At 64.4% G+C, this 13,038-nt stretch carries 8 protein-coding genes, 1 pseudogene and 1 other annotated feature; of the genes and pseudogenes, 7 read left to right on the plus strand and 2 right to left on the minus strand.

Features of this window, described 5'->3' with window-relative positions:
• Positions 1–36 precede the first annotated feature (36 nt).
• From tig to clpX, 4 genes are all read left to right on the plus strand, one after another.
• Positions 37–1,560, plus strand: coding sequence for a trigger factor (gene tig, locus EVU97_RS01370; RefSeq protein ID WP_129662877.1), 1,524 nt, complete (start codon positions 37–39; stop codon positions 1,558–1,560).
• A gap of 284 nt (positions 1,561–1,844) precedes the next feature.
• Positions 1,845–2,432 carry an ATP-dependent Clp protease proteolytic subunit gene (locus tag EVU97_RS01375; RefSeq protein WP_129663224.1) on the plus strand — a complete coding sequence of 196 codons (588 nt, stop codon included), beginning with the start codon at positions 1,845–1,847 and terminating at the stop codon, positions 2,430–2,432.
• 32 nt (positions 2,433–2,464) lie between these two features.
• Positions 2,465–3,127: an ATP-dependent Clp protease proteolytic subunit gene (locus tag EVU97_RS01380; RefSeq protein WP_118914032.1), complete on the plus strand. Its 663-nt coding sequence runs from the start codon at positions 2,465–2,467 to the stop codon at positions 3,125–3,127.
• A gap of 233 nt (positions 3,128–3,360) precedes the next feature.
• Positions 3,361–4,599 (plus strand): ATP-dependent Clp protease ATP-binding subunit ClpX, encoded by a 1,239-nt coding sequence (gene clpX, locus EVU97_RS01385; protein WP_129662879.1) that lies wholly within the window; start codon positions 3,361–3,363, stop codon positions 4,597–4,599.
• 90 nt (positions 4,600–4,689) lie between these two features.
• On the opposite strand, the gene valS is transcribed toward clpX, so the two are convergent.
• Positions 4,690–7,371 (minus strand): valine--tRNA ligase, encoded by a 2,682-nt coding sequence (gene valS, locus EVU97_RS01390; RefSeq protein WP_129662881.1) that lies wholly within the window; start codon positions 7,369–7,371, stop codon positions 4,690–4,692.
• 164 nt (positions 7,372–7,535) lie between these two features.
• Between valS and EVU97_RS01395 the strand changes: the two genes are divergently transcribed.
• Complete coding sequence (locus EVU97_RS01395) at positions 7,536–8,123, plus strand: GAD-like domain-containing protein (protein WP_129662884.1); 588 nt, start codon at positions 7,536–7,538, stop codon at positions 8,121–8,123.
• Between the two features lie 74 nt (positions 8,124–8,197).
• Here the strand turns inward: EVU97_RS01395 and EVU97_RS01400 are convergent, their stop codons facing one another.
• Entirely contained in the window at positions 8,198–8,908 is a 711-nt protein-coding gene (locus EVU97_RS01400) for an SDR family oxidoreductase (RefSeq protein WP_129662886.1), read from the minus strand.
• A 107-nt stretch (positions 8,909–9,015) separates the two neighbouring features.
• Between EVU97_RS01400 and EVU97_RS01405 the strand changes: the two are divergent.
• A pseudogene (locus EVU97_RS01405) lies at positions 9,016–10,241 on the plus strand (IS3 family transposase).
• Positions 9,288–9,405, plus strand: a sequence feature (AL1L pseudoknot). It overlaps the preceding pseudogene by 118 nt.
• Positions 10,242–10,364: 123 nt before the next feature.
• Entirely contained in the window at positions 10,365–12,695 is a 2,331-nt protein-coding gene (locus EVU97_RS01410; RefSeq protein WP_165357827.1) for a protein kinase, read from the plus strand.
• Positions 12,696–13,038 lie beyond the last annotated feature (343 nt).

Here is a 13,038-nt window from a genome sequence, read left to right on the forward strand (position 1 = left end):
TCGTGACCCATCCCATCGACTACTGGAGTACACGCTGTGAAGAGCGCTGTCGAGACCCTCAACCCGACGCGGGTCAAGCTGACCGTCGACGTGACTGCCGAGGAGCTCAAGCCGAGCCTGGACAAGGCGTACAAGACGATCGGCGAGCAGGTTCAGATCCCCGGCTTCCGCAAGGGCAAGGTTCCCGCGAAGCTCATCGAGCAGCGCTTCGGCCGTGCAGCCGTCGTGCAGGAGGCCGTCAACGAGGCGCTCCCCGAGCTGTACACCAACGCGATCGTCGAGAACGACGTCAAGCCGCTCGGCCAGCCCGAGGTCGACATCACCGACTTCCCGCTCGAAGAGGGCCAGGGCCTGACGTTCACCGCTGAGGTCGACGTCCGCCCCGAGATCAAGCTCCCCGCCTTCGACACCCTCGAGGTCGAGGTCGACCCGATCGAGGTCAGCGACGCCGACCTCGACGAGCGCATCACCGAGCTGCGTGAGCGCTTCGGCACGCTCAAGGGCGTCGAGCGCAAGGCCAAGAAGGGCGACTTCGTCTCCATCGACCTGTCCGCCACGATCGACGGCAACGAGATCGACTCCGTCTCCGGCGTCTCCTACGAGATCGGCTCGGGCACGATGCTCGAAGGCCTCGACAAGGCGCTCACCGGCCTCAAGGCCGGCGAGGAGACCACCTTCACGTCGCCGCTGGCCGGTGGCGAGCACGAGGGCCAGGACGCCGAGTGCACCGTCAAGATCGAGTCGGTCAAGGAGCGCGAGCTCCCCGAGCTCGACGACGAGTTCGCCCAGCTCGCCTCGTCCTTCGACACGCTCGACGAGCTGAAGGCCGACCTGCGCTCCGAGGTCGAGCGCACGAAGCGCTTCGAGCAGGGCGTTCAGGCCCGTGACAAGGTGCTCGACGCGCTTCTGGAGGCCATTGACATCCCCGTCCCGGACGGCGTCGTCAACGAAGAGGTGCACAACCACCTCGAGGGCGAGAACCGCCTCGACGACGACGAGCACCGCGCTGAGGTCACCGAGAGCACCCGCAAGCAGGTCGCCACGCAGCTCCTGCTCGACGAGATCGTGGAGTCCCAGGAGATCCAGGTCGGCCAGGAGGAGCTCATCGAGTACCTCATCATGTCGGCGCAGCAGTACGGCATGGACCCGAACACCTTCGCCCAGGCGCTCGACGCCCAGGGCCAGGTGCCGGCCATCATGGGTGAGGTCGCTCGCCGCAAGGCGCTCGCCACGGTCCTCGAGTCCGCCAAGGTCAAGGACACCGCGGGCAACGTCGTCGACCTCAACGAGGCCGTCGACACCGGTGACGACGAGGCCGACGCGGACGAGAAGCCCGCCGAGGAGAAGCCGGCCAAAAAGGCTGCCGCGAAGAAGAGCACGGCCAAGAAGGCCGCTGCCAAGGACGGCGACGAGAAGCCGGCCAAGAAGGCTGCCGCGAAGAAGAGCACGGCCAAGAAGGCCGCTGCCAAGGACGGCGACGAGAAGCCGGCCAAGAAGGCAGCTGCCAAGAAGAGCACGGCCAAGAAGACCGCGACGAAGAAGGCTGCCGACGACAAGTGATGTCGCCGCAGGCCTGAACGCCAGCAGGAGCGCGGCTCCGCACGCACACCCGGTGCGAGCGGAGCCGCGCTCTCGTCATCGGGCCGCAGTTTTGCGCGTGCCTCGCGTGAGTCGGTCAGCGCCCGCGCTTGCGCTCAGGGCGAACACCGGCCGGGACGGGGACGAAAGTCGCGGGCCCGCGCGTTAGGGTCAGTGAAGAGTTTAAGCATGGTGTCATCCGCGTGCCGGGTGGCAGATTCGGATGGAGTGATCCCTTGACGACAGCCAAGTCCTCGGACGTGGTCATGGCGAGCCAGCAGATGGCTGCCGGTCTCGACGACCAGATCTACAACCGCCTCCTCAAGGAGCGCATCATCTTCCTCGGATCGGACGTGCGCGACGACAACGCGAACGCGATCTGCGCGCAGCTTCTCCTGCTCGCTGCCGAGGACCCGGAGAAGGACATCTGGCTCTACATCAACTCCCCGGGTGGTTCGGTGACCGCTGGTATGGCCATCTTCGACACGATGCAGTGGGTGCCGAACGACGTGTGCACCGTGGCCATGGGCCTCGCTGCCTCGATGGGCCAGTTCCTGCTGTCCGCCGGCGCTCAGGGCAAGCGCTACGCGACGCCGCACGCGCGCATCATGATGCACCAGCCCCTCGGTGGCATTCAGGGAACGGCGTCCGACGTCAAAACTCAGGCCGAGCAGCTGCTGCACATCAAAAAGCAGATGGCCGAGCTCATCGCAGAGCACACGGGTCAGCCGGTCGAGAAGATCGAGTCCGACTCGGACCGCGACCGCTGGTTCACGGCGAACGAGGCCAAGGAGTACGGCTTCGTCGACCACGTCTTCGAGCGTTCCTCGGACGCGACGAAGTCGTCCAACTGATCGCCGCCCGCGACTACTGACGGAGTAATTCAATGAACTACACGAACCCGACGGGCGCTCACGGCGGCGTGACGGCGCCGATGCCCACGAGCCGCTACATCCTGCCGCAGTTCGAGGAGCGCACCTCCTACGGCACGAAGCGCCTCGACCCGTACACGAAGCTGTTCGAGGACCGCATCATCTTCCTCGGCGTCCAGGTCGACGACGCGTCGGCCGACGACATCATTGCGCAGCTCATCGTCCTGGAATCGCAGGATCCGGACCGCGACATCCTCATGTACATCAACTCGCCCGGTGGCTCGTTCACGGCCCTCACGGCGATCTACGACACGATGCAGTACATCCGCCCGGACGTGCAGACGTTCGTGCTCGGCCAGGCCGCTTCGGCCGCCGCTGTGCTGCTGGGTGCCGGTGCGCCGGGCAAGCGTTTCGCGCTGCCGAACGCTCGCGTTCTCATCCACCAGCCGGCCATGGAGGGCTCGGGTGGCCAGGCCTCCGACGTCGAGATCCAGGCCAACGAGATCATGCGTATGCGTGACTGGCTGGAGGAGACGCTGGCGAAGCACTCCGGTCGCAGCGTCGAGCAGGTGCGAGCCGACATCGACCGCGACAAGATCCTCACGGCCGAGATGGCCAAGGAGTACGGTCTCGTCGACGAGGTGCTGCAGAGCCGCAAGGCCTCGCTCGAGCAGTGATGCCTCGCGCTGTGAACGCAACGTGACGACACGAACGCGCCGGTGCCCTTCGGGGGTGCCGGCGCGTTCGCGTAGGTGACGCGGGCTTTCCGCCGGTGGCGAACAGGCTCGCGTCGAGCCGCCACGCGCGGTTCAATGATGGGGGAGACGTGCGCGGTGAACTACCGTCGTACGGTGCACTTCACGGGGGCGATCCCCGTGTTGTCTAGGTAGGACGACGAAGGGAACGACCGGTGGCACGAGTGGGCGAGAGCAGCGATCTGCTCAAGTGTTCGTTCTGTGGCAAGAGCCAGAAGACGGTCAAGAAGCTGATTGCCGGCCCCGGCGTCTACATCTGTGACGAGTGCATCGACCTGTGCAACGAGATCATCGAGGAAGAGCTGACCGACTCGGTCGATCTCGGTCTCGAGAAGCTGCCGAAGCCGCGCGAGATCTTCGACTTCCTGCGCGAGTACGTCATCGGCCAGGACGCCGCCAAGCGCGCCCTCGCCGTCGCGGTCTACAACCACTACAAGCGCGTCCAGGCGTCCGACTCGACGTCGAAGGACCCGGTGGAGATCGCCAAGTCCAACATCCTGCTCATCGGCCCCACCGGCTGTGGCAAGACCTACCTCGCCCAGACGATGGCCAAGATGCTCAACGTCCCGTTCGCCATCGCGGACGCCACGGCGCTGACGGAGGCTGGCTACGTCGGTGAGGACGTCGAGAACATCCTGCTCAAGCTACTGCAGGCCTCCGATTTCGACACGAAGAAGGCCGAGACCGGCATCATCTACATCGACGAGATCGACAAGGTGGCCCGCAAGAGCGAGAACCCGTCGATCACGCGCGACGTCTCCGGTGAGGGCGTGCAGCAGGCGCTGCTCAAGATCCTCGAGGGCACGGCCGCCTCGGTGCCGCCCCAGGGTGGGCGCAAGCACCCGCACCAGGAGTTCATCCAGATCGACACGACGAACGTGCTGTTCATCGTCGGTGGTGCGTTCGCGGGCCTAGAGAAGATCATCGAGGACCGCAACGGCAAGAAGGGCCTCGGCTTCGGCTCGCAGCTGCACACGCCCGCCGGTGGCGATGCCTCGATGGCCGAGGTGCAGCCCGAGGACCTCATGAAGTTCGGCCTCATCCCCGAGTTCATCGGTCGTTTGCCCGTCATCACGACCGTCGAGCCGCTCGACCGTGAGGGCATGGTGAGCATCCTCACCGAGCCGAAGAACGCGCTCGTCAAGCAGTACAAGCGCATGTTCGAGATCGACGGTGTGAAGCTCGAGTTCACGCCCGATGCCCTGGACGCCGTCGCCGAGCAGGCGATGAGCCGCGGCACCGGCGCTCGCGGTCTGCGCGCCATCCTCGAAGAGGTTCTCCTGCCGGTGATGTTCGACGTGCCGAGCGAGGACGACATCGACAAGGTCGTCGTCACCCGCGAGGTCGTGCTCGACCGCGTCGACCCGACGATCGTGCGTCGCCGCGCCGCCTGATTCACGCTCTCGCCGCCACGGCTAAGGGCGAGAACGAACGAAGCGGCCCTGACCTTTCAAAGGTCAGGGCCGCTTCGTCGTGTCACTGCGTCACTTCTGCTTCGGCGGGGGAGGCGTGAGCTCTGCGTCGCGCACGACGAGCGTTGCGCCCTCGGTGTCCTCGACCGCCGTCGTCATACCGGTGATGCGACCTGCAGCGCGCAGATCGGCCTCACCCTTCTCGGCGGCTGCGAGAGCGTCAGCCGGGCCCGCGAGCGTCATCGACGTGACCTCGGCACGCATGCCGAGCTTCGCGTCCGACTTGGCGCGGCGCACACCCGCGAGAGCCTGCGAGACCACCGTGAGAACCTTCGCGTCGGCGTCGGCCGGGAGCGTCGAGCCTGTGACCGACGGCCACGGCGCGCGGTGGATCGAGTCCGCGTGCGTCCACGACCACACTTCCTCCGTGGCGTACGGCAACACCGGCGCGAAGAGGCGCAGCAGCACGTCGAGAGCGATGCGGACCGCAGCCTGGGCCGAAGCGGCCTCGGCGTCGCTGAACTTGCCGTCACGGTTGTTGGCGCGCTCCTTGACGAGCTCGATGTAGTCGTCACAGAACGTCCAGAAGAACGTCTCGGTCAGCTCGAGGGAGCGGGTGTAATCCCAGGCCTCGAAGCCCTTCGTGGCGCGTTCGACGACGTCGTGCAGCGTGGCCAGCATCGACGTGTCGAGCGGCTGCGTCACGAGCGCGAGCAGGTCACCGTCGGCGGCGCTCGGCTCCGGCGTCATGTACGCGAACTTCGAGGCGTTGAGGATCTTCATCGCGAGGCGACGGCCGACCTTCATCTGACCCGTGTCGTACGCGGCGTCGGTGCCGAGGCGCCCGGAGGCGGCCCAGTAGCGCACGGCGTCGGCGCCGAACTCCTTGACGACGTCCTCGGGCGTCTGCGCGTTGCCCTTCGACTTCGACATCTTCTTGCGGTCCGGGTCGAGGATCCAGCCGGAGATGGCCGTGTTCGTCCACGGCACCGAGCCGTTCTCGTGGTGCGCGCGCACCGCCGTCGCGAACAGCCAGGTACGGATGATGTCGTGGCCCTGCGGGCGCATGTCCATCGGGAAGATCTTGGCGAACAGTTCGGCGTCGCTGCCGTGGGCGCTGCCGTCGGCGATCGGCCAGCCGGTGGCGATCTGCGGCGACAGCGACGACGTCGCCCACGTGTCCATGACGTCCGGGTCGGCGACGAAGCCACCCGCCTGGCCGCGCTGGGACTCGTCGTAGCCCTTCGGTGCCTGACCCTGCGGGTCGATCGGCAGCTCGGACTCATCGGGCACGATCGGGTTGTCGTAGTCGGTCTCGCCCTGGGCGTCGACCGGGTACCAGATCGGGAACGGCACGCCGAAGAAGCGCTGGCGGGAGATGAGCCAGTCGCCGTGCAGGCCCTCGATCCAGTTCGTGTAGCGGCTCTGCATGAAGCCCGGGTGCCAGGTCATCTCATTGCCGCGTTCCACGAGGGCAGCGCGCAGGTCGGCGTCGCGGCCACCGTTCTTGATGTACCACTGGCGGCTCGTGACGATCTCGAGGGGCTTGTCGCCCTTCTCGAAGAAGTTGGCCTTGCGCTGGGTCTTCTTCGGCTCACCGTCGAGGTCGCCGGAGGCAATGAGCGCCTTGACGACGTTCTCGCGTGCCGTGAACGTCGTCTTCGTCGCGAGTTCCTCGGCGAAGAGCTGCTCGCCGGGGCCCCCCGCGATCCACTCCGGGGTCTCTGCGGTGATGCGGCCGCTGCGGGTGATGATCGAGCGGGTCGGCAGCTGCAGTTCGCGCCACCACTGCACGTCGGTGAGGTCACCGAAGGTGCAGCACATCGCGATGCCGGCGCCCTTGTCCATCTCCGCCATCGGGTGCGAGAGCACGGGGATCTCGACGCCGAACAGCGGGCTCGTGACCGTGGTGCCGAACAGCGGCTGGTAGCGCTCGTCGTCCGGGTGCGCGATGAGCGCGACGACGGCGGGCAGCAACTCGGGGCGCGTCGTCTCGATGTAGACGCGGCCGTCGTCAGCAGCGTCGCTGTGGAACGCGACGCGGTGGTAGGCGCCCGGGTAGTCGCGCGCTTCGAGCTCGGCCTGGGCGACGGCCGTCTGGAACGTGACGTCCCACAGGCCGGGAGCTTCCTGCTGGTAGGCCTCGCCGCGCGAGAGATTGCGCAGGAAGGCCTGCTGCGCAACGGCGCGGGAGCGCTCGTCGATCGTGCGGTAGGAGACGTTCCAGTCCACGCTGATGCCCAGGCGACGGAAGAGGGCTTCGAAGGTCTCCTCGTCCTTGACGGTGAGGACGTCACACAGCTCGATGAAGTTCTGACGTCCGATGGGCTGCTGGTCGGCGGCCTTGACGCTCTTGCCCTCGGCGCCCTCGAGCGGCGGCGTGTAGTTCGGGATGTACGCCTTCGTCGCGTCACCGCGCACGCCGTAGTAGTTCTGCACGCGACGCTCGGTGGGCAGGCCGTTGTCGTCCCAGCCGATCGGGTAGAAGACCTCGCGGCCCTGCATGCGCTGGTAGCGCGCCATGCAGTCGGTGTGGGTGTAGCTGAACACGTGACCCACGTGCAGTGAACCGGACGCCGTCGGCGGGGGCGTGTCGATGGCGAAAACCTGCTCGCGCGGCAGGTCGAGGGCGCGCTCGCGGTCGAAGGTGTACGTGCCGTTCTGCTTCCATACCGCGCCCCACGTGTCTTCGAGTCCGTCGACGGTGGGCTTGTCCGGCATGGGACGAGCGGTGGGCGTGGAGTCAGCAGTCATGGGGCCATGTTTTCATGCCCTTTCACCTCGATGCGACAACGCCCGCGCCGTCCGCCTAGTCTTAGAAGGAATGGGCGTGCCCCGCGACAGCACGGGCGCGCGACGATGAGGCGTTCGCGCAGTGGCTGCGAGTCGGTGCGTGAACCCGAGAAGGAGTAAGTCCGATGAACTTTGACTCGCGTGGGTCCTTCGCGCTGGAGCCGTTCGTCTCGCGGTACGCCCCCACCCAGGTGACGCCGGTCGGGGAGGGCTTCCTCGAGTACGCGCAGGGCAAGCTGCCCTCGTCGCTCGTCGAGCTGTACCGCCGCCACGGCCTCGGCTGGTACGGCCAGCAGGAACTGTTGCTCGTCGACCCGAGCCGGTGGATGCCGGTGCTCGTCGAGTGGTTCGGCGCCGACGTGTCGAGCATTCCGTTCGCCGTGACGAGCTTCGGGCACGTGTACCACGTGGCTCCGTCGGGCCAGGTCGAGTGCCTCGACCCGCACTTCCTCACGAACACGGTGGTCGCCGGTTCTGTCGAGGAGTTCTTCACCGAGCACCTGCTCTCGCAGAACTCGCACCTTTCCGACCTGCGCGGCCCGCACCAGGGTGCGCGATCGAAGCTCGGCCCGCTGGGCGACGGCGAGCTGTACTACTTCACGCCGATGCTTCCCCTGGGCGGCTCCGTCAGCCCCGAGTCGCTGACGAAGGGCGACGGCGTCCAGCACGCCCTCCTGACCCACCGGATGGTGCGCGAGCAGCGTCAGCGCTGACGGAATCTGATGTTGTGTTGTTTGCGCGCCACATACGGCGCGTAAACAACACAACATCGGGGCGTTGTGGACGCTCAGGTGCGGTTCGTGGCCGCGGGGCCGGGGCGAACCGAGACCATGTCGAAGTTGGCGTCCGGCGAAGCCGTCAGCGCAGCGCGGACGGCGTTCGCGACCGATTCCGGGCGCAGGTAGTTCTCCGCGTCGTACTCGCGCCCCTCGAACTCGTTGAGTTCGACCTGCATGTCCGTGGCGACGCGGCCGGGGTGCACGGAGGAGACACGGATCCCGGTCGGACGAAGCTCCTCACGCATCGCATCGGTGAGCGCGCGGGCGGCGAACTTCGACGCCGAGTAGACGCCGCCAGGCCCGTTGGCCGTGAGACCCGAACCCGAGTTGATGACGACGACCGTGCCGGACGCCTCTTCGAGCGCGGGCAGGAGCAGGCGCGTCAGATCAGCGACGGCGAACACGTTCACCTCGAAGGTGCGGCGCCAGTCGTCACGGGTGAGGTCGCGGAAGGCGCCGCTGCCGAGCAGACCCGCAGAGTGCACGAGGCCGTCGAGTCGTTCGAGGCCTAGTTCATCGACCGCCCTCACGACGGCGTCGCCGTCGGTGAGGTCGGCCGCGAACGGACGAGCCGACGGGTACTGCTCACACGCGGCGTCGACGGCAGCCGGGTCGGTGCCACCGACGACGAGATCGTGATCCTCGGCGAGGGCGTCACAGATCGCCTTGCCGATGCCGCGGGTTCCTCCAGTGACCAACACGGCGGAATCAGTCTTCATGAGATCAGTCATCATGGGGTGAACTTTGGCACGAAGGCGCGCCGAACTGCAGACAAGGTGAAGCGCACTGGGTTTGGTTCCGACTTTACTGAGGGAAGAATCGGATCATGCTCAGGCACTACGCGGAGTTTCGTGAGCATGCGGTCAGGATGGTGGCCGACAAGGTCGCTGCTGAGGGTTGTTCGCAGCGTTCGGCCTTGATCGCGGTCGCGACATCGCTCGGAATCTCAGACCCGACGTTGCGTGGCTGGAGGCGTTCACCGCGCGTCGCGTCTGCCACGGCCGCGCCTCCGCGGGAGTCGCTGGAGGAAGAGAACCGGCGCTTGCGCCGTGAACTGGCAGAGACCAGGCGGGCGAACGAGATCTTGAAGAAGGCATCGGCATTTTTCACGGCGGAGCTCGACCGCCCCACGACGAGATGATCCGGTTCATCGACGAACACCGTGATCAGTTCGGGGTCGAGCCAATCTGTCGGATCCTGGGCGCGACGGGCTGTGGGTTCATCACTTCCCGTGGTTACCGCGCTGCGAAGGCGCGCCCGCGCTGCGCGCGGGCGATTCGTGACGAGGTCCTTGTCGACGAGATTCGGCGGGTGCACGCGCAGAATTACGGCGTGTACGGCCACCGCAAGATGTGACACGCGGTGCGCCGTGAGGGCTGGGTGATCGGGCGCGACCAAACCGCCCGGCTTATGAGAACTGTTGGGCTGCACGGTGTTCGGCGCGGACGCCGCCCCTTCACGACCGTTGCGTCGAAGGTGCCCGATCACCGCCCGGACCGGGTCGAGCGTGACTTCCACGCGCCGTTGCCGAACGAGTTGTGGGTCGCCGACATCACCTATGTCAGGACGACGAGCAGCTTCGCGTACACGGCATTCATCACCGACGCGTGCACGCGCAAGATCGTCGGCTGGTCAGTCGCGTCGTCGTTGACGACGCAAGCGTTGCCGATGATCGCGTTGCAACAGGCCCTGGCCACGACGCCGGCGGCACGTGAGGGCGGCAGGCTGGTGCATCACAGCGACCGTGGAGTCCAGTACGTCAGCCTGGCCTACACCGACACGTTGGCCGAGCATGGTGTCGCCCCGCCGGTTGGGACGGTTGGTGATTCGTATGACAATGCCTTGGCCGAGACGGTCAACGGCTTGTACAAGGCGGAATTGATCTACTCGCGTACGACGTGGCCGTCGACATCAGCGGTCGAGTTGGCAACGCTGGAGTGGGTCACGTGGTGGAACCACCAGCGCCTGCACGAAGCACTCGGCTACCGCACGCCGGTCGAGGTCGAAGCGGCCTACGATCAAGCCCGGACGAGAACCCTCGTCACCACATAAGCGCGGAACGAAACCCAGTGCGGTTCAAGGTGGTAGACCTGAAGGGTGTACTCGAACCGGCGCCGCATGTAGGATTAGCTCCAAACGCGCCCACCAAAATTGATGCCCCGAGGGAGATGTTTCATGGCGGATAGTCTTACGACGACACCCACGACGTTTCGCGCATTGACGAACGAGTTCGCCCTGAAAGCCCGCCCGATTGTCCTGGTGGTAGGGGCTGGTGTGAGTAAAGGAATCGGCCTCCCGTTGTGGGGTTCGTTACGCGACCAGGTCTGCGACTGCCTCCTAGGCGCCGCTCTTCCCGGAGCGGAAAGCGAGGCCAAGCGCCACCTTCTCGAAAGCGCTAAGTGCGAGGACGATCTTTGGGTGGCCTTCGAGCGGATGAGCGAGGCAGGCGGGCGCCCAGAGTTTTCGAGCGCCATTAAATCAATTCTTAAGGTTGACGGCAATAGCAGCTTTGGTCTTTATGAGGATCTTTGGAGATTGCCCATTGCTGGAATTGTCAATCTCAATATCGATGAAGCGGCGCATTTCGCGTATGCGAAGGCTAGGTCAGGTGCAGCTCCGGCTCATTATCACGTAGGTGCAGAGGTTGAAGGCCTCGCCCATAATGTCGGGGAGGGCGGGCGCCCGTTCCTCTGGCAGCTCCACGGCGCATTGGAGAATGACAAGTCTTGGGTGATGACACGGGCAGATCTTGAGCGCCGCCTCAAGAATGTGGAGGTTGCGTCCACAATTCGAGATATCTTCGACCGGTCCACCGTTGTGTTCATCGGGGTGGGACCGCAAGATGAAGCAATCGCGGCAGTATTAAAGGCTCTGAAGAGTGAAGGCAGGCGTTACGAAGACCGCTACTGGGTCACGGACCATGTTGATCTTCAGTCGTCTAAATGGGCCGAGGAAAATGACGTTCGCGTGGTGGGATACTCCGCTGGCCGCCATGGCGATTTGCTTCAAATGGTACGTGTCTTCTCCCGCGCGCAGCCCGCAGACCGGACTCTGTCCCCCGATTTCAAGTCATTCGGAGGGCGCATAAGGCTTCCGGAGTCAGCGGACGAAGCGGCGGGGATGGATGAGGATGATCTTCGCGGGGCTCTCAACGAGAAGGCTCTAGAGATCGTTGGACGGTCGGGCCTGAGTGACGAGTTCTATGAATTTCTCGAGAAGTACGATCGGTCTATCTATAAGTCTTGGTACCTCCCGGCTAAGGTGCGCGACTATCCCTTTATGGGGTATGAGTTGCAAGACGACGGGCGCGCCGGTGCATTCGGTCGAGTTTTCCCCGCTCTCGATGAAAACAAGCAAATCTACGCAGTGAAGATTCTTCGAGAGGAGCAGCGTTCGAACATTGACATGATGGTTGCCTTTAGGCGTGGCGTACAGGCGATGAAAATATTGACCGCTTACGGCATTCCTGGAATGGTTAGATATGTGGAGTCTTCTGAGATTCCTGCCATGGTGGTGATGGATTATATTCACGGTTCAACTCTTGCCGAAGTTGTCGAAAATCGACTCGTGACCGAGTGGCAAGATGTGCTTTCCCTGGGTTCCCGCTTGGCTGAGATCATTGAAAGTGCCCATGGCTTGAAGGAGCGAGTTATTCATCGCGATATTCGCCCGGGGAATGTTATGATTTCGTCGCCGTGGGAGAAGACGAGTTGGGAGGTGACGGTGCTCGATTTTGATCTTTCGACATATGTTCGCGCCGACGACAGGACCTTTCTTGCGGACAAGAGTACCGGGCCTACTAGCTATCTTGCACCTGAGCAGCTATCTCGCGAAAGAAGTGCGGAGGCAAAGAACGCTCTTGTCGACTCGTTTGGAGTGGGAATGACGCTCTATTACCTCTGTTCTCAGCGTGAGCCGGCGAGATATGATCCGGTTGAGTTCGAGAAAGAAGTTTTCCGTGCGTGCCGAGTTTTCCCATCCTCCAAATGGCGATCGCTTCCTGTTCGATATGCTCGGTTGATTAATTCCTGCATCGCAAATGATCAGCGTCGGAGGCCGACCATGAGCTATATCAGGGCGGAATTGAAGGCGCTCGAGGAAGCTCACCTGGATCCGGATCTGGTAGAGGATGCCAATCTTTTGGTTGACGAGTTGGTTGCTCGCTGTGACCCGATTTCAGAGCGTGATTTCACGCTACTCGAAGGAGGTGTTGAGGTGCGCCTGGTCAGTGGCGTCAAATGCCAGATTCGTGTGGTCTCTCGAGCGGCAATCGAGGTCGTGCTTGAGTGGGCTGCTGACGCATCCGTTGCGTTTTCCTCGAGGAATGGCGTCCATGAAAAGTGGACTTCGGAGCTCAAGCGGGGCGGATGGGTCGTGAGTCGCGCTTCGGGGGCTGGTGGCGCTGCTCACGTAGTGGCCTCCACCGCGCCCTCCCCGCGGGCGGGAGAGCTTGATCGGCTCGCGGAAGCGCTGGGGAATGCCATTGACGCTACCCCAGCCTACTGAGAGCTGGCAGGGGACCGTGATAGGAGCGGAGTAGCGGGAGGATCTCGGTTAAGATTCCCGGTGAGTGGCAGGCAAGCTCTTGCTGCGGTTGGTGGCTGTCACGCTACGATAGTCGTAACGACGTTGGAGCCGTCATCAGCGGCGAGTCCCCGGAAGAACAGTGCCACCCCACGGAGGCACTCAGTAGAACCGGGCGGGAGTGGCCCGTCACAGCCGGCATGAAGCGGTCAGATCGCTCCCTGCGCACGCGGGTTCGAGATGGCAAGCAAGGTGGTACCGCGAGGTTCCGACACACGTCGGTGCCGTCGTCCTTGCATACGACCTGACCGCGCAAAGGATGCCG

Source organism: Dermacoccus sp. 147Ba (assembly GCF_004151355.1).
Lineage (GTDB): Bacteria > Actinomycetota > Actinomycetes > Actinomycetales > Dermatophilaceae > Dermacoccus > Dermacoccus abyssi.

Bases quoted from the DNA above. Each gene is read 5' to 3' on its own strand.
- valS (WP_129662881.1), bottom strand. From the start codon at position 7,371: ATGACTGCTGACTCCACGCCCACCGCTCGTCCCATGCCGGACAAGCCC.
- EVU97_RS01400 (WP_129662886.1), bottom strand. From the start codon at position 8,908: ATGAAGACTGATTCCGCCGTGTTGGTCACTGGAGGAACCCGCGGCATC.
- EVU97_RS01410 (WP_165357827.1), top strand. From the start codon at position 10,365: ATGGCGGATAGTCTTACGACGACACCCACGACGTTTCGCGCATTGACG.
- EVU97_RS01375 (WP_129663224.1), top strand. From the start codon at position 1,845: ATGGCGAGCCAGCAGATGGCTGCCGGTCTCGACGACCAGATCTACAAC.
- EVU97_RS01380 (WP_118914032.1), top strand. From the start codon at position 2,465: ATGAACTACACGAACCCGACGGGCGCTCACGGCGGCGTGACGGCGCCG.
- EVU97_RS01395 (WP_129662884.1), top strand. From the start codon at position 7,536: ATGAACTTTGACTCGCGTGGGTCCTTCGCGCTGGAGCCGTTCGTCTCG.